The 16,160-nt window shown below is 72.9% G+C and carries 12 protein-coding genes; 6 read left to right on the forward strand and 6 right to left on the reverse strand.

Annotation, left to right across the window (positions count from 1 at the left end; genetic code table 11):
* Positions 1-318 precede the first annotated feature (318 nt).
* On the reverse strand, positions 319-1,371 hold the full coding sequence (locus ABEA93_RS08740; RefSeq protein WP_345674776.1) for a winged helix-turn-helix transcriptional regulator: 1,053 nt from the start codon (positions 1,369-1,371) through the stop codon (positions 319-321).
* Positions 1,372-1,555: 184 nt separating this feature from the next.
* Between ABEA93_RS08740 and ABEA93_RS08745 the strand changes: the two genes are divergently transcribed.
* From ABEA93_RS08745 to ABEA93_RS08765, 5 genes are read left to right on the forward strand one after another with little or no spacing between them, the layout of a single operon-like run.
* Positions 1,556-3,019 carry a carotenoid oxygenase family protein gene (locus ABEA93_RS08745; protein ID WP_345674777.1) on the forward strand — a complete coding sequence of 488 codons (1,464 nt, stop codon included), beginning with the start codon at positions 1,556-1,558 and terminating at the stop codon, positions 3,017-3,019.
* Complete coding sequence (locus ABEA93_RS08750) at positions 3,016-4,824, forward strand: class I adenylate-forming enzyme family protein (RefSeq protein ID WP_345674778.1); 1,809 nt, start codon at positions 3,016-3,018, stop codon at positions 4,822-4,824. The genes ABEA93_RS08745 and ABEA93_RS08750 overlap by 4 nt, the downstream gene beginning before the upstream one ends.
* Positions 4,821-6,056, forward strand: coding sequence for an acetyl-CoA acetyltransferase (locus ABEA93_RS08755; protein WP_345674779.1), 1,236 nt, complete (start codon positions 4,821-4,823; stop codon positions 6,054-6,056). The genes ABEA93_RS08750 and ABEA93_RS08755 overlap by 4 nt, the downstream gene beginning before the upstream one ends.
* Positions 6,053-7,282: an acetyl-CoA C-acyltransferase gene (locus ABEA93_RS08760; RefSeq protein ID WP_345674780.1), complete on the forward strand. Its 1,230-nt coding sequence runs from the start codon at positions 6,053-6,055 to the stop codon at positions 7,280-7,282. Before ABEA93_RS08755 ends, ABEA93_RS08760 begins: the two co-directional genes overlap by 4 nt.
* Positions 7,279-8,268, forward strand: a complete 990-nt coding sequence (locus tag ABEA93_RS08765) for an LLM class F420-dependent oxidoreductase (RefSeq protein WP_345674781.1) — start codon at positions 7,279-7,281, stop codon at positions 8,266-8,268. The genes ABEA93_RS08760 and ABEA93_RS08765 overlap by 4 nt, the downstream gene beginning before the upstream one ends.
* 114 nt (positions 8,269-8,382) lie before the next feature.
* Here ABEA93_RS08765 and ABEA93_RS08770 read toward each other — a convergent pair whose 3' ends face one another.
* From ABEA93_RS08770 to ABEA93_RS08790, 5 genes are all read right to left on the reverse strand, one after another.
* Positions 8,383-9,933, reverse strand: a complete 1,551-nt coding sequence (locus tag ABEA93_RS08770) for an AMP-binding protein (RefSeq protein WP_425584883.1) — start codon at positions 9,931-9,933, stop codon at positions 8,383-8,385.
* A 240-nt stretch (positions 9,934-10,173) separates the two neighbouring features.
* Entirely contained in the window at positions 10,174-11,628 is a 1,455-nt protein-coding gene (locus ABEA93_RS08775; RefSeq protein ID WP_345674783.1) for a purine-cytosine permease family protein, read from the reverse strand.
* Positions 11,629-11,904: 276 nt separating this feature from the next.
* On the reverse strand, positions 11,905-12,789 hold the full coding sequence (locus ABEA93_RS08780; RefSeq protein WP_345674784.1) for a hypothetical protein: 885 nt from the start codon (positions 12,787-12,789) through the stop codon (positions 11,905-11,907).
* Between the two features lie 56 nt (positions 12,790-12,845).
* Complete coding sequence (locus ABEA93_RS08785) at positions 12,846-13,595, reverse strand: DUF6345 domain-containing protein (protein WP_345674785.1); 750 nt, start codon at positions 13,593-13,595, stop codon at positions 12,846-12,848.
* A 114-nt stretch (positions 13,596-13,709) separates the two neighbouring features.
* The gene (locus ABEA93_RS08790; RefSeq protein ID WP_345674786.1) at positions 13,710-14,711 is read right to left on the reverse strand and encodes a DUF2278 family protein; all 1,002 of its coding nucleotides are present in this window, start codon (positions 14,709-14,711) and stop codon (positions 13,710-13,712) included.
* Positions 14,712-14,939: 228 nt separating this feature from the next.
* On the opposite strand from ABEA93_RS08790, the gene ABEA93_RS08795 reads away from it, so the two are divergent.
* A complete protein-coding gene (locus ABEA93_RS08795; protein ID WP_345674787.1) occupies positions 14,940-16,160 on the forward strand; it encodes a hypothetical protein in 1,221 nt (406 codons plus the stop codon).

Here is a 16,160-nt window from a genome sequence, read left to right on the forward strand (position 1 = left end):
TTGCCGCACATAAGCATCTGGAACAGCACGTACGAGGCGTCGGCGGATGGTCGAAGAGGGGTTCCAGCACCGGCAGCCGGGGAGGCGCGAGCCCCGGCTGCCGGGCGTCCGCGGTGCGGCGGACGGCCCGGCCGATGGCGGTGAGGACACGCAGGTGGGGATGGCGTGCCGGGAATGCCGGACAGCAGCGTGCCGTCGTCCGCTCGCCTGCCACCGCCCGGCCGCGACACGTCGCCGCGGGTGCGCTGCGTCCTTACGAACCGACGAACGGTCGGGCCCGAGGCAACGCCCGGCCGGTGGGCAGGGCTGCGTGCGCCGTTACGTGCGCGGGGTGAACTCCGCGGCGGCCAAGGCCCCGTTGCACGCGTTGCACGTCCAGCGCGGTTCGAGGACACGGCCGCAGGCGCGGTGGGTGATGGTGACGCCGGGGCGGCCGTCGTTCTCGAACCAGCGGGTGGACCAGGCGATGAGGAAGGCGAACGTCGGGAAGAAGTCGTGGCCCTTCGGGGTGAGGCGGTAGCCGAGGCGGCGGCCGCCTTCGCGCAGCGGGGCCTTGGCCAGGATCGCCTGGTCGGTGAGCAGCGCGAGGCGGGCCGTGAGGGTCTGCGGCGCGGCGTCGCGGAGCAGGTCCTGGAAGTCGCCGAAGCGGCGGTGACCCAGGAAGGCGGCGGCGAGCAGCGACGTCGAGGTGCGGTCGGCGAGCACCGCGGCACCGGCGATGGGCTCCGGAGCGCCCGGCGCGCCGTGGTCGGCTGGATCGGCGGGGTCCGCGGAGCCGTCGGCCGGGGCCGCGGCGGGGAGCGCGCCGGTCGCGGCGGCGGAACGGTGGTAGCGGCGGCGTGGGTTGGCCGCGGAGAACGGGATCCGGGTGTCGACCTGCGCGACGGTGTCCCGGGCGCTCAGGCCGATCGCCCCGCACGCGGCGCAGCCGAAGACCGGGTCGGTGACGTGGCCGCAGGCCGCGTGCCGCAGCGCGGCGTGCAGGCGCAGCGGCGAGGCGGGGGCCCAGCGGCGGTCCCATGCGTGCAGCGCGACGTACACGGGCCACAGGTCGACGCCGGCGCCGGTGAGCCGGTATTCGCGGCGCGGCGACGCGGCGCGGTATTCCTCGGCGGCGATCAGGCCGTCCGCGGCCAGGTCGCGCAGCCGGCGGCTGAGCACCGGGTCGGAGATGCCGAGGCGGGCCTTGAGGTCGAGGAACCGGGCCGGGCCTTCGGTGAGCAGGCTGCGCGCGATGAGCAGGTTCCACAGGTCGCCCATGACCAGGAGGCCGTGGCCGAGCGAGGTCGGCTGCTGCTCGGCGGGGGCCCGCGGTCCGGACGGCGGCGAGGGCTGCGGGGGCTGCGGGGGCGAAGACGAGGGCGGGGTCATCGTGCGCAGTATCGCGGGTCGCGGTCCCGGCGGCCGCGACGGCCCCGCCCGGAGCCCGTGGCATTCACTTTCACTCTGGAAGTATTCGCGATCTCGCAGTAGCGTCGCAACAGCACCACGGCACGACGCACCACGGTCGGCCGGCCAGGAGCCGGCCCGGAACCTGCGCTCGGCGGAGGCGTTGATGAGCAATATCCAGGGGAATTCCACGGCGGGACACGCCGTCGACGAGAGCCCGGAGAACCCGTACCTGCTGGGCGTGCACGCTCCGGTCGGGACCGAGATCGTCGCCGACGATCTGGAAGTAATCGGCGAGATCCCGCGCGATCTCAACGGCGTCTACCTGCGCAACGGCCCCAACCGGCGGTTCCCGGCGGGCGGCCGCTACCACTGGTTCGACGGCGACGGCATGATCCACGCCCTGCACCTGGAGAACGGCCGGGCCCGCTACACGAACAAGTGGGTGCGCACCGCCGCGTTCGACGCCGAGACGGCGGCCGGGCGCGGCCTGTGGAGCGGCGTCATGGAGGACCCGAAGGGCAATCCGTTCGGGAACGGCCACGGACTCGGCATCAAGGACTCGTCCAACACCGACGTGGTCTTCTTCAACGGCCGGGTGCTGTCCACGTGGTACCTGTGCGGGACGCCGATGAGCCTCGACCCGCTGTCGCTGCGCACGATCGGCGCGGAGAACTTCCTGGGCACGCTGACCGGCGACTTCATGGCGCACCCGAAGATCGACGAGGCCACCGGCGAACTGTTCTGGTTCGACTACGGCCCCAACCCGCCGTACCTGCGCTACGGCGTCGTCGGGGCCGACGGCGCGGTCGCGCACACCACCGAGATCGACCTGCCCGCCCCGCGGCTGCCGCACGACATGGCGATCACCGAGAACCACGCGATCCTCATGGACCTGCCGCTGATCCAGGACCAGGAGGCCCGCCGCCAGGGCCGCTACCGCATCCACTTCGACCAGGGCCTGCCGTCGCGCTTCGCGGTGCTGCCGCGCCGCGGCGACGGGACGCAGGTGCGCTGGTTCGAGGCCGCACCGGGCTACATCTACCACGTCGTCAACGCGTGGGAGGAAGGCGACGCCATCGTCATGGACGTCTGCCGGGTCAAGGATCCGCAGCACCAGCCGCGGATCGGCCACCCGCTCGCCCGGATGCTGGCCTACCTGCGGCTGGACGCCCAACTGTGGCGCTACCGCTTCGACTTGCGGACCGGTGCCACCCAGGAGGGCCCGCGGGACGACGACAACACCGAGTTCCCGATGGTCGACTCGCGTGTCGTGGGGCGCCGCAACCAGTTCGGGTACGCGGTGCACATCGCCCGCGAGGACACCCTGCTGTTCGACGGCCTCGTGCGCTACGACCTGCACACCGGCGCCCGCCAGGACCACCGCTTCGGCCCCGGCCGCTGGGGCTCCGAAGCGCCGTTCGCGCCGCGCGACGGCGGCACCGCGGAAGACGACGGCTACCTGGTCAGCTTCGTGCACGACGAGCGCGAGAACCGCTCCGAGGTGGTGATCCTGGACGCTGCCGACCTGGCCGCCGGACCCGTCTGCCGCATTCTCCTCCCGCAACGCGTGCCCACCGGATTCCACTCGTGCTGGGTGCGCGCCGACCAACTGGGCCAGGGCCGATGAGACTGCATCCCGAGGCCCGGACCGCCGCCTACACGGACGCCGGCTGGTGGGGCGTGCCGACGTGGGACGCGCTGTTCCGCGCCCGCGTCGCGGAACGCCCGGACGCCGTGGCCGTGGTCGACCCGCCGAACCGCGCCGCGCACCTCGACGGGCCCGCGCGCCGCCTCACGTGGGCGGAACTCGACGCGTACGTCGACCGGCTGGCCTCCGTGCTCCTCGCGCACGGGGTCGGCCGCGACACGACGGTCGGCGTCCAACTGCCGAACTGCGTCGAACTCGCCGCCGTCTACCTCGCGGTGAGCCGGCTGGGCGCCATCGTCACGCCGTTCCCGGTGCAGCACCGGGAGCACGAACTGGGCCTGCTCGGCGGTATCGCCGATGTCGGCGCCTTCGTGACCTCCCGCCGGATCGGTGCGCGCCCCGCCGCACGGGCGGCCCGCGCGACCTACCCGGACACGGTCGCCGTGCTGGCCTTCGGCGACGCCCACGCCGAGGCTTCCGGCGAGGGAACCGGAGCCGACGAGGCGGGCCCTTTCCCGGTCGGCGTGGTCGGCCTGGACGCCGCGTCGGCCGCCGCCGAGCCCGGCGACGGCGCGCTCGGTGCGCACCTCGCGTCGTTCACCGCGCACCCCGGCGACTGCGTCACGGTCTGCTGGACGTCGGGCACCGAAGCCGTGCCCAAGGGCGTGCCCCGGTGCGCCGACGACTGGCATCCGATGGCCCTGGGCAGCGTCGACGAGGCCGCGCTGACCGGGGACGACGTGCTGCTCAACCCGTTCCCGATGGTCAACATGGCGGGCATCGGCGGCATGTTCGTGCCGTGGCTGATGACCGGTGCGGTGCTGGTGCAGCACCATCCGTTCGACCCGGGGGTGTTCTTCGGGCAGATCGCCGCCGAGCAGGCCACGTACACGGTGGTGCCGCCCGCGCTGCTGGCGCTCGCCCTCGGCGAGGCCGGGCCGCCGGTCGCCGCGCTGGCGTCGCTGCGGGTGGTCGGCTCGGGCTCCGCGCCGCTCACCGAGGCGATGACCACCGGCTGGGCGGACCGCTACGGCATCGAGGTCCTGAACTTCTTCGGCTCCAACGAGGGCGCGAGCCTGGTGTCCGGGCCGACCACGGTGCCCGACCGCAGGGACCGGGCCCGGTACTTCCCGCGTTTCGGCGACCCGGACCGCACGTGGGAGAACCGTGCCGCCCGGGGCATGCGCAGCCGCCTGGTCGACCTGGCCACCGGCAAGGAGATCACCGCCACCGACGAGCCCGGCGAACTGCGGCTGCGCGGGCCCGGCGTCTTCGCGGGCTACCTCGGGCGGGACGCACCCGAGGCGTTCGACGACGAAGGCTGGTTCCGGACCGGCGACATCTTCGCGTACGCCGCCGACGCGTCCGGTGCCCCGCGGTACCTGCGGTACGTCGACCGTGCCAAGGACATCGTGGTCCGCGGCGGCATGAACATCTCCGCGGCCGAACTCGAAGGCCACATCCAGGCCCACCCGGCCGTCGCGGAGGCCGCCGTGGTCGCCGTCCCCGACCCGGTGCTCGGCGAACGCGCCTGCGCGGTCGTGGTGCCCAAGCCGGGCACGGACATCGTCTTGGACGACCTCGTGCGGTTCCTGCGCGACCGGCACATCGCGACGTACAAGCTCCCCGAACGCCTCGCCACCGTGGACGCGCTGCCGCGCAACCCGGTCGGGAAGGTGCGCAAAGCCGAACTGCGCGACCGGTTGCGCGACTCGGCCGGACAACCGGCGTCGCCGTCACCGGACGCCCCCGCCGCGGCGGGCCGCCCCGAGGAGGGATCGTGACGGCGTACATCCTGGGCGGCGCCCAGACCGACTTCGCCCGCAACTGGGCCAAGGAAGGCCTGGGCCTGGTCGACCTGATCCGCGAGGCCGCCGAGGGCGCGTTGGCAGACGCGGACGTGGACCCCGCCGACGTCGATGTCGTGCACGTCGGCAACCACGCGGGCGAACTCTTCGCCGGGCAGTCGCAGTTGGGCGGCCTGACCGCGTCGGCGGTCCCGGCGCTGGCGGGTCTGCCGGCGAGCCGGCACGAGGCGGCGTGCGCGTCCGGCAGCATCGCCGTGCTCGCCGCGGACGCCGAGATCGCCGCGGGCCGCTACGACCTGGCGCTCGTCGTCGGCGTCGAGATCATGCGCAACGTCCCCGCGGATCGGGCCGCCGCCAACCTGGGCAGCGCGGCCTGGGCGGGCCGCGAGGCCGTCGGTGCGACGTTCCCGTGGCCCGCACTGTTCGCCGAGGTGGCGGAAGCGTACGACGAACGCTGGGGCCTCGATGCCGCCCACTTGGGTGCCATCGCCCGTACCGCGTTCGCCAACGCCGAGCGCAACCCGCTCGCGCAGGCCCGCGACTGGCGGTTCGAGCCCGCCGCGTTCACCGCCGACGACGCCGCGAACCCGCTCGTCGAAGGCCGCCTGCGGCGTACCGACTGCGGGCGCATCACCGACGGCGCCGCGGCCGTGCTGCTCGCGTCGCCGCGGCACGCCGCCGCGTGGGCGGCCGACCGCGGCCGCAGCCTCGCCGACCTGCCCTGCCTCACCGGCTTCGGACACCGCACCGACAGCCTCCTGCTCGCCGACAAGCTCGCCCGCCGCAACCCCGGCGGCGTGATGTTCCCGCACCTGGCCGGCGCGGTGTCCGACGCCTACGTGCGGGCCGGGCTGCGCGGCCCCGCGGACATCGACGTCGCCGAGCTGCACGACTGCTTCACCATCACCGCGCTGGTCGCGTACGAGCACCTCGGCCTGGCCGGGCCCGGCGAAGGCGGCCGCCTGGTCGAGGACGGCGTGTTCGCGCCCGGCGGCGCGTTCCCCGTCAACCCCGGCGGCGGGCTGCTCGCCCTCGGCCACCCGGTCGGCGCCACCGGGGTGCGCATGCTCCTGGACGCGTCCCGGCAGGTCGCCGGCACCGCCGGTACCGCCCAGGTCGACGGGGCGCGCACCGCGCTCACGCTCAACGTGGGCGGGTCGTTCACCACCGCGGTCGCCACCGTGGTCACCCGAGGAGGAGACGCGTGACCGACCGATCCGGGCCGGACGACGCCTACCTGCTGAGCTACGTCCGTACGCCGCGCGGCAAGGCCTCCCCCCGCGGCGGACTTGCCTCCGTGACTCCGCTGGACCTGGTCCGCGGCCTCCTCGACGCGCTCGCGGCCCGCACCGGGCTCGACCCCGCGCGGGTCGACGACGTGATCCTGGGCAGCGCGGGCCAAGTCGACGAACAGGGCGCCAACCTCGCCCGCACCGCGGTGCTCCTGGCCGGCTGGCCGCACGGCATCCCCGGGCAGACCGTCAACCGCTTCTGCGCGTCCGGCATCGACGCGGTGGCCACCGCGGCCGCTCTCGTGCGGTCCGGGCAGGCCGATCTGGTGGTCGCGGGCGGGGTCGAATCCAGTTCGCGCGTGCCGATGTTCGCCGACCGGGGCCCGCTGTGGACGGACGCCGCGGTGATCGACGGCGTCGGCAGCGTGCACATGGGCATCGCCGCGGACGTCGTCGCCACCGAGGACGGGCGCGAACGCGCCGAACTCGACGCCTACGGCGTCCGCACCCAGCAGCGCGCCGCCCGCGCCTGGGCCGAAGGCCGCTTCTCGGCGGGCGTCATGCCCGTCGCGGCACCGGACGGCACGATCCTGCTCGACCACGACGAACACGTGCGGCCGAGCGCCACCTACGAGCAACTGGCCGCGCTCGAACCGGCATTCGCCGAACTGGGCGCCACCGGCCAGGACGCCCTCGCCCAACGTCACCTGCCGCACCTCAAGGAGATCCGCCACTTGCACACCCGCGGCACCTCGCCCTCCGTCGCCGACGCCGCCTGCCTCACGCTCATCGGCAACCGGCAGTCCGCCGAGCGCCTCGGGCTCACCCCGCGCGCCCGGATCGCCGCCTCGGCGTCCGCCGCCACCGACCCGGTGCGCATGCTGCTGGCCGGCCAGACCGCCGTGGTGCGCGCGCTGCAACGCGCCGGGCTGCACCCGGGCGACCTCGACGTCGTCGAGTACGCCGAGGCCTTCGCCGCGCTGTGCCTGCGCATCCAGGACGACCTGGACTTCGGCGACGACCGGTTCAACGTCAACGGCGGCACCATCGCGATGGGCCACGCCTTCGGCGCCACCGGCGCCATCCTCGTCGGCGCGTGCGCCGACGAACTGGCCCGCTCCGGAGGCCGCTTCGGCACCGCCGCGGTCAGCGGCGCGGCCGGGCTCGGCAGCGCGGTCGTCCTCGAGGCGGTGGCGTCGTGAAGCTGTCGGTTTCCCTCGGCCTGTGGCAGGACCGCCCGGCCGGCGAGTCCCTGGCCACCGCGGAAGCCGCCGAGCGCCACGGCTACGGCGAACTGTGGATCGGCGAGATGGCGACCTACGACGCCTTCGCCCTCGCCATGGCCGCTGCCGCGCGTACGACCCGCATCCCGCTGACCGTGGGACCGCTCGCGGTGACCGTGCGCGACCCCGCGACGATCGCCATGGGCGCGGCGTCGGTGGCCGACCTCACCGGACGGCCGGTCGGCGTCGCGCTCGGCACGTCGTCCACCGTCGTGGTCGAGGACTGGCACGGCCGCTCCCGCGCCCGCGCCGCCCGAGCGCTGGCCGAGTCTGCCGACGCCGTCAGCACGCTGCTCTCCGGCGGCCGCGCCGACCTGGACGGCGAAGTGCTGCGCTGCCGCGGCTTCCGGCTGCGCCTGCCCGCCACCACCGGCCCGCTGACCGTCGCCGCGTTCGGTCCCGCGGCGCTGCGCACCGCGGCCCGGTACGCCGACCGGCTCGTCCTCAACCTCGTCACCGCGGACACCGCCGCGGACCTGATCGCCGACCTGCGGAAGGCCGCCGACAAGGCCGGGCGCCCCCGCCCCGACGTCGCGGTCTGGGTCTGCACGGCCCTCGCCGGTGACCCGGCGGGCGTCGAGCAGCTGCGCCGCGGCGTCGTCCCCTACCTCGCGGCACCCGGCTACGCGGACATGTTCACCCGGGCCGGCTTCGGCGACGTGGTGGCCTACGCCCGCACCGCACCGCACCCGCGCGACCTGCTGGCCGCCGTACCGCGCGAACTCGTCGACGTCGTGGCCGTCACCACCGACCCGGCACGCCGCCTCGCGGACTACGCGGCCGCGGGCGCGGACGAGTTCGTGGCGGTCCCGGCGTCGACGGACGCGGACCCGGGCGGCGGGGCGACCCTGGCGGCGCTGCGGGAGGCCGCCGTCGAAACCGCTGTCACACCCCCACGGACGTAGCGATCAGGCAGCGAGCCGCGGCCCACCGCAGGGGTCCACGGGTCACTCGCGGACAGCCGACGGGTGCCTGGCCGAACCGCGGCAGCCGCGGGGTGCGGCCGGCCCGTCACGACGTCAGACGCCCGGCCCCCACGCCGCCCCCGCATACGTCTCCCGCAGCCGGTACTTCAGCACCTTCCGCAGCGTGTCGTTGCGGGGCAGGGCGTCCACGACCTCCAGCTGCTCGGGGATCTTCTGGAGCATCAGCCCGGCGGCGCGCAAATGGGCGACCATGCCGTCGAGTTCGAGATCGGCTTCGCCTGCGGCCCGTTCGACGACTGCGCACACCCGCTCCCCGCGTTCCGGATCAGGAAGGCCGATCACCGCCACGTCCGCGACCGCGGGGTGCGTGAACAGCAGGTCCTCGATCTCGCGGGCCGAGATGTTCTCGCCCTTCCGGATGATGATGTCCTTGAGCCGCCCGGTCAGCGCCAGATGCCCGTCGGGCCGCAGCATGCCCAGGTCTCCGGTGCGGTAGAACCCGTCGGCGTCGAACGCCTCGGCGTTGAGTGCCGGGTCGGTGTAGCCGCGGAAGACGATCGGTCCGCGCAGCCGCACTTCGCCTTCCTCGCCGGGCGCGGCGAGGCTGCCGTCGGCGCGGACGATCCGCACGTCCAGCCCGGGTGCCGGGGCGCCTTCGCTGTGCGTGAGCTGGTCTTCGGTGTCGGTCGGCGCGCCCTGGCAAATCTGCGGCACTTCGGTCATGCCGTAGCCATGGCACAGCACCGCGCCCAGTTCCTCGCGTACTTCGCGGAACAGCTCGGGCGGCTTGGGCGCGCCCCCGCCGGAGACGATCCGCAGCGACGGGATGATGCGTTCGCCCGGCTGCTTGCGCTGTTCGGCGAGGAAAGCCAGGTAGAAGGCAGTGGACCCGCCGACCATGGTGACGCCGAGCCGACGGTAGACCGGGATGGCGGTGGCCGGGTCGAAGAACTCCACGACCACGGCCGGGAATCCGGTCATGAGCACGGTGTTGAGGTAGTTCGGCCCGGCGATGTGGGCGTAGGGGAAGGCCATCGAGCCGACGTCCGAAGGCGTCATGGCCAACGCGGCTGCGAGCGCTTCGCCTCCGGCCAGCAGCGTGCCGTCGGTGTGCCGGACACCCTTCGGGTCCGACGTGGTCCCCGACGTGTAGTACAGCCACCGCACGTCGCCACCGTCGACCGGCGCGGGCGGAAGCGCTGCGGGGGCGCCGTCGGGGAGGGTGTCGTACGCGGCCATGACACGCGGCGGTTCGGCCATCTCGGCGGCCAGGGCCGCACCCATCGCGCCGAAGTCGAAGCCGCGCCACGTCCCCGGCGTCAGGAACACCTCCGCGCGCGTCTGCCGCAGGCAGAAGCCGACTTCCTTCTCCCGGTAGAACGGGATGACCGGGTTCTGCACGGCCCCGAGCCGCGCCAACGCCAGCGACACGACGACCGATTCGATACGCGTCGGCAGCTGCCACGTCACGCGCGTCCCGGCGCCGATCCCGAGCGCGTGGTAGCCGGCCGCCACCCGCTCCGCCCAGTCGCGGATCTGCCGGAACGTGAACACCCGGTCGTCCGGATCGAGCAGCATCGGCACGTCCGGCGACGCCGCGGCCCGCCTCTCCACGAGGTCCCACAGCGTCGCCGCGCCGGTGATGCGCGGATGCGGGCGGCTGGCACCGCCGACGGTGCGCGGTTGCTCTGCCAAGGCTCCCCCTCGGACGGAAGACGCCGGTCTGCTCGCCGGCCGGACGCGGGCCGTCCGGCCGCACGCAATCACAGTTGCGACACTGACGCAACTAATAGTGCGGTGACGAGTTCCTCACATCCGCCCGCCGCCGACGTCAGCGCACGCCCCTCATGACCGAAGCCACCACCAACAGCGCCCCGAACGGCGTCAGCCGCTCATCGCCTCCACACGCACCTCCGGGGCCGCCGTGCCGCCCGGCCGGATCGTCTCCGCCGGCGGGTTCGCCGTGCGGCGGGCCCACAAGTAGTAGAGCGCCGCGGTGAACAGCAGGCCGACGATCCAGGAGATGTCCGCGCCGTCCAGTTTCTTGGTGATGGCGCCGGTGTAGAGCTTGGTGGCCAGGAACGGGATCTGGACGGCGACGCCGAGGACGTAGCAGGTCAGGGCGGTGACGTTCCACTTGCCGTAGCGGCCGTCGGGGTCGTACAGGGCGGGGATGTCGACGCGTTCGCGGGAGATGACGTAGTAGTCGACGAGGTTGATGGCGCTCCACGGGGTGAAGACCGTCAGGAGCAGCAGGACGAAGTTCTTGAAGTTGCTGAGGAAGTCCGCGCTCGCGGCCATGGCGATGACGACGGAGACCGCGGTGAAGCCGAGGATGTAGGCGACGCGGGCGGCTTGGGTGATCCGCGAACGGCCGTTGACGGCGGTCACGATCGTGAGTACGGACATGAAGCCGCCGTAGGCGTTCAGGCAGTTGACGGTCAGCTTGCCGACCACGATGACCAGGTAGATGAGGAACGCGAGGAACGCCGGGCCGGCCAGGTCGCCCAGGAAGCCGACCTGGTCGGGGAGGAACGCATCTCCTGCGACGGCCGCGGTGAGGGCGCCGAGGGTCATGGCGATCTGCGATCCGATCACCGAGCCGGAGAACGTGGACCAGAAGGTCGCGCGGTCGCTCGTCTCGCGCGGCAGGTAGCGGGAGTAGTCGGCGACGTACGGGCCGAAGGTGAGCTGCCAGCCGGCGCCGAGGCCGACCGCGAGCAGGAAGGTCGCGGCGTCGAAGCCCTTCTCGCCGACGTGTGCGCTCACGTCGTACTGCGTGAACAGGCGGATCAGCAGGTAGCCGAGGCCGAGGATGCCGACGACGGTCGCAACGCGCCCCGCGAGGTGGATGAGCCGGTAGCCGAGCACCGCCACCACCGCGGTCAGGGCGCCGAAGATGAGGATGCCGACCTTCGTGTTGTCGATGTGCAGCATTTCGCACACCGTCTGCCCGGCCAGGACCGTGCCGGTCGCGGCGAACCCGAGGTACATCAGGATCACCATGAGCAGCGGCAGGGCCGCCCCGTACACGCCGAACTGGGCTCGGCTGGAGATCATCTGCGGGACGCCGAGCCGCGGCCCCTGGGCCGAGTGCAGCGCCATGACGACGCCGCCGAGCACGTTGCCGATGAGCAGCGCGATGATCGCCCACAGCGCGTCCGCGCCGAAGACCACCGCGAGGGCGCCGTCGACGATGGCGGTGATCTGCATGTTGGCGCCGAACCACAGGGTGAACTGGCTGCGCGGCGTGCCGTGCCGCTCGTCGTCCGGGATCACCTCGATGGTCCGGTGTTCCAGCGCGAGACGGCCCCCGGGGGCTTCCGGTTCGGTCGGCATTGAACTCCCCAGGCAGAGCGGCGGTCACGCCGGGATCGGGTCTGACCCGCCGAATCTGGCATGGATCTGAACATGCATCAAGAGTTTGAATGAATAATTTCATCCATCGTGCACCAGTCGACCCTCGCGTCACAGCCGTGTCGCATCGCCCACAAGCCCGAAGGCTGAAGGCTGAGCCCCGGCCCCGGCCCGCCCGACCCCGACTCGCCCGGCCCCGAGCCCCGCTACGCGCCCCGCACAGACCCCCACCGAGACCGCTGTCAGACCCACCCCGCCCTACTCCTCCCGCGTCAACGCCTCCGCCGGCTCCGGGCTCGGCATCAGTGGTCCGATGCCGTTCACCGCCGCCGGGGTGACGTGCTGGACCAGGCGCGCCGAGTCGGGTGTCGGGTCGTCTGCGCCGCCCCCGCCGCCCGACAGGTTCAGGTCGATGGCATACACGGGCTGGATGACGTCCTGCTCCTCCAGGCGGCCCAGCTCCAGGTAGCCGAGCCGGACGTCCTCGACGGTGTAGGTGCCGCCGAAGAACGGTCCCCAAAAGGTGTCCAGCTCGCCCAGCACGTCGTCCAGGCCTCGCCAGCCGCTCACCGGCTCGCGGACGCCGGAGATGCGCCGGGCGGTGCGCTCGAAGCCGGTGGGGACCAGGTCCGGTCCGAGGTACATCACCACGTTGCCGCCTTGTCCGACGAAGCTCAGCCCGTCGAGCTGCCGCGTGAGGACCACGCCGAGGTCGACGACCCGCTCGTCCTCGGGCGGCTGACCGCTTTCGGCGGCGGACACGCACAACCGGGTCACCCGGAACGGAGCGAACTGGTCCTCGCCGAACAGCCCGAGGAAGCCCGCCTGCTGCACGGCGGCGTTGATCGCGTCGTCGTCGCCCGTGTCCATGTTCGCCGTACCGTCGTCCACCAACCAGCGGGCGGTGTCGACGAAGCGCACGGCGCGGGAGGGTTGGAAGACGGTGCAGAGAAACGGCTCCTGCTCCATCTCGAACAGCGGTCCGTCCTCGGCGAACGCCGCGGGATCCGCTTCCGACATCCCGGCCTGCCGGACCAACTCCACGATGTCGTCGAGCGGTTCGACCGACGTGTCCACGTCGTAGATGTTCGCCTCGGCCCCGAACGACAGCCACAGCTGCTGAAGCGCCACCAAGTCCAGCATCGCGGTCGACCTCCGATCTTCTCCCCCCACCGTCGCCAGATCTCCCCCTGTCGCCGCTACCTGCGCCACTTCGACGCGAGGAAACGGGAGGACACCGGCCCGGCATCGCGTTCCGCCAACGTCCCGCGGTCGCGCCGGAACCGGGCTTCGTCCAGGGTCCCGCCGCAGGCGATTGCGACGGGCCGGTTGACGTCGGATCCCGAGCGCGCGAACGCCGAGTCCAGCCAGGCCGTGCCCACCGGCGTCCCCCGCGATACGGCGACGGCGAAGTCCGCGCCGCGCTCGGTGTTGATGCCCGGGAAGCCGTGGTCGACGAACGCGCACACCATGCACGGCCCCTGGTTCGGGTGCGCGGGATCGCCGCTGGTCGGCGTGGACCAGACCCGGACCACGCTCTCGGGAACCGGGGAGGTCACCGCACCGCAGAGGTCCAGCACCAGCCAGCGCAGCTTGTTCACACCCAGCCGCATGTTGGCGTAATACGCCCGGCAGCCGAAGTGATCGGACGCGAACGACGCGGCCTCCTCCTGCGCACCGTGCCCCGCGAAGTACACGAGGTGCACGCCGTCGACGGCGACGAGCGAGTTCCCCGAGGGGTTCACCGCGGGGTGCTCGAAGTCGCTGGCCCAGGCGTTGGCGTTCCCCCAGCGGAACGCCTCCGCGTGCCCGGACTTCGCCATCCGGTCCGCGAACGCGACCGCCACGCGCTTGGTGGCGGGCAGCGCCGCGAAACCGCATTCGGTGCCCGGGACCGGGGCGACGCTGTTCCACTCGACGCCGTACTCGACCGAGGTGAAGTCGGCCATGGCTCAACCGCCCCTCTCCCCGAGAAGGCCCCCGAGCAGATCCCCCGAGATGATCCCGCGAGGTTCCCGAGAAGACTCCCCGGGAACTCCCCGGGAACGCGCGGCCCGACCGCCTCAGAACACGATCGTCCACCCCTCCCGCCGCGCCTGGTCCTCCGTGTACGTGACGCCGTGCACCTTGAGTCCGGACGGGTCGAGGAGGGTGATCGCGCCGCCCCGGTTGCCCAGTTGGAACGACGGAGTCCCGGGCACGGCGAGCGTCGCGCCGGGTGTGAGGGTCGTCGCCGGCAGCGGCAGCGTGGTCTTGTTGCGGTCCGCCAGCAGCCAGCCGCCGAGGTCGACCGGATCCGGTGAGGCGTTGACCAGCGTGACGGACTCCGCCTCCGGTGCCGGGCCGACCGGGTTGGCGAGCGCCGCGACGATCCGCATCGGCTCCAGGCCCGCCCCGGGCACCGGAGGCGCGTCGAGGGAGTGGCCGGTGGTGTCGTCGGTGTGCCATGCCTGCGACTGGAAGGCCAGGAAGACGGCCACCCAGCGGGCGTCGGGCAGGCGGATGAGCAGGCCGCCGTCCTGCCACACGCCGTCGTCGTCGCGGAAGTCCGCGCTGTTGCCCTGGTTCATGTGGACGTCGTGGACGCCGTTGCCGGGCAGGAAGCCGAACACCTTGTCGGGCTTCTGCGGTTCCGGTCCGAAGCGCTGGCCGAACACGTACACCGCGGCGCCGGCGTCGCCGATCGCGCGCTGGACGTAGTGGTCCAGCAGGTCGGCCAAGTCGTTGTCCTCCCCCGGCACATCCGGGGGCAGCGGCCGCGCGGCCGCCGGGTCGAACAGGTTCGCGCGGATGTAGTCGAGCGCGGCCCCGCCTGCCTGCGAGTCCAGCGCCGTCCACCCGCTGCCCGCCGCCGGGAGCGACGCGGTCAGCGGGTGCCGGAAGTCCTCGTCCACCACGAACAGGAGTTCGGACGGACTCTCTTGGGACAGCACGTTGACCGCGGCCCGGTAGGCCGTGCCCGCGTCGTCGGCGAGATGGATCTGGTAGTGCGGCGTCCCCACGGCGCCCTCGCGCACGCGCGCCACCGCGCGGGCGGCGAGCACCCCGTAGTCCTTCAATGTCATGACCGGCACCCCTCCCGGGACCGAGCGGGCAGGCGGCACTTGTTGCCTTCCCTGATCGAATACCCCGTGCGCCGCGCCCCGCACCCGAAGGCCGACCACGTGGACGGCGGTGCCGGAACTCCCGAAGCAGGCCGCGCACAAGTTCGTTTAGGCCGTTCGGCCCACGATCGGCCCCGGACCGGCGCAGCAGTAGTGGACCTTCGTTGCGAACAACCGCATAGTCGGCTTATGCCGCCGAACGCGACACCGCCTGACCAGCCTCCACAACCCGGACAACCCGAGCAGCCGAACGAGCCGGGAACTCCGGGAACTCCGGGAACTCCGGGGACACCGGACAAGCACACGGAGTACCGGCCGGACCCTCAGCCCCCCGCCGACCCGCCGAGCGCCCGCGAACAGCGCCGCCGCGAGCGCGGCCAGTGGGAGCTTCGCGAAGCGATCCGCTCCCGCATCATCGAACTCGAAGCGCTCCTCGCCGCCAAGACGACGGGACGCCGGCTCTCGCAAGCCCACCAGGTCATGGCCGATCAGGCCTTCGCGTCCCTCGAGGAGGCGAAGAGCGCGCTCCGGCACCAGCACCGTCGCCCCGCCGCGCACATCGCGGTCGCGCAGACCCAGATGGACGTGGCGAACGTCCTGCTGCTCCGGCTGTCCGAGCTGGACGAGGTCGAGGTGCAGCTCCCCGGCATCGCGGCGTTCGTCAAGGAGCACCTGCCGCTGGGCGACGAACGCCGGACACACGTGGACGAGATCCTCCTGTCCGTCCGCTCCGGGACGCCGCTGGACGAGGGGCAGCGCGAAGTCCTCCTCGACGCCTCGACCGTGGCGCACCAAGTGCACCTGAAGGAGAAGCTGCGGGTCCGCAGCTTCGCGCAGATCGTGTTCGGCGTCGCCGCGGTACTCGCCGTCATCGCGGGTCTGATCGCGGTCGCGGGCGCGTCCTCGCCCGGCACGGTGCCGCTGTGCTTCAACCCCGCCACCGGCATCATCTGTGCCACGGCCAGCGCCCCCGCCGCCCCGCAGGGCCCGGAGAACACCAAGAGCCTCGACGAGATGTACGCCGCCGTCGCGTCGCAGTGGGACTACCCGGTGGTGGAACTCGTCGGCCTGGTAGCGGCCGCGGTGGCCGCGGCCGCGTCGCTGCGGCGCATCCGCGGCACGTCGACCCCCTACAACGTGCCCGTCGCGCTGGCCCTGCTGAAGCTCCCGACCGGCGCGCTCACCGCCGTCCTCGGACTGCTGCTCATGCGCGGCGAGTTCATCCCGGGTCTGAGCGCCCTGGACTCGTCGGCGCAGATCATCGCGTGGGCGGTCATCTTCGGCTATGCCCAGCAGTTGTTCACCCGCTTCGTGGACAACCAGGCCCAGGTCGTCCTCAACTCGGTGGGCGGCCCGACCGCCAACCCCGGCAAGACGCCCCACAACCCGCCCGCCCCGACGCAGGGCTGA

The organism is Yinghuangia aomiensis, assembly GCF_039542225.1.
GTDB classification, from domain to species: Bacteria; Actinomycetota; Actinomycetes; order Streptomycetales; family Streptomycetaceae; genus Yinghuangia; species Yinghuangia aomiensis.

Bases quoted from the DNA above. Each gene is read 5' to 3' on its own strand.
- ABEA93_RS08740 (WP_345674776.1), bottom strand. From the start codon at position 1,371: ATGACCCCGCCCTCGTCTTCGCCCCCGCAGCCCCCGCAGCCCTCGCCG.
- ABEA93_RS08745 (WP_345674777.1), top strand. From the start codon at position 1,556: ATGAGCAATATCCAGGGGAATTCCACGGCGGGACACGCCGTCGACGAG.
- ABEA93_RS08750 (WP_345674778.1), top strand. From the start codon at position 3,016: ATGAGACTGCATCCCGAGGCCCGGACCGCCGCCTACACGGACGCCGGC.
- ABEA93_RS08775 (WP_345674783.1), bottom strand. From the start codon at position 11,628: ATGCCGACCGAACCGGAAGCCCCCGGGGGCCGTCTCGCGCTGGAACAC.
- ABEA93_RS08780 (WP_345674784.1), bottom strand. From the start codon at position 12,789: ATGCTGGACTTGGTGGCGCTTCAGCAGCTGTGGCTGTCGTTCGGGGCC.
- ABEA93_RS08785 (WP_345674785.1), bottom strand. From the start codon at position 13,595: ATGGCCGACTTCACCTCGGTCGAGTACGGCGTCGAGTGGAACAGCGTC.
- ABEA93_RS08790 (WP_345674786.1), bottom strand. From the start codon at position 14,711: ATGACATTGAAGGACTACGGGGTGCTCGCCGCCCGCGCGGTGGCGCGC.
- ABEA93_RS08795 (WP_345674787.1), top strand. From the start codon at position 14,940: ATGCCGCCGAACGCGACACCGCCTGACCAGCCTCCACAACCCGGACAA.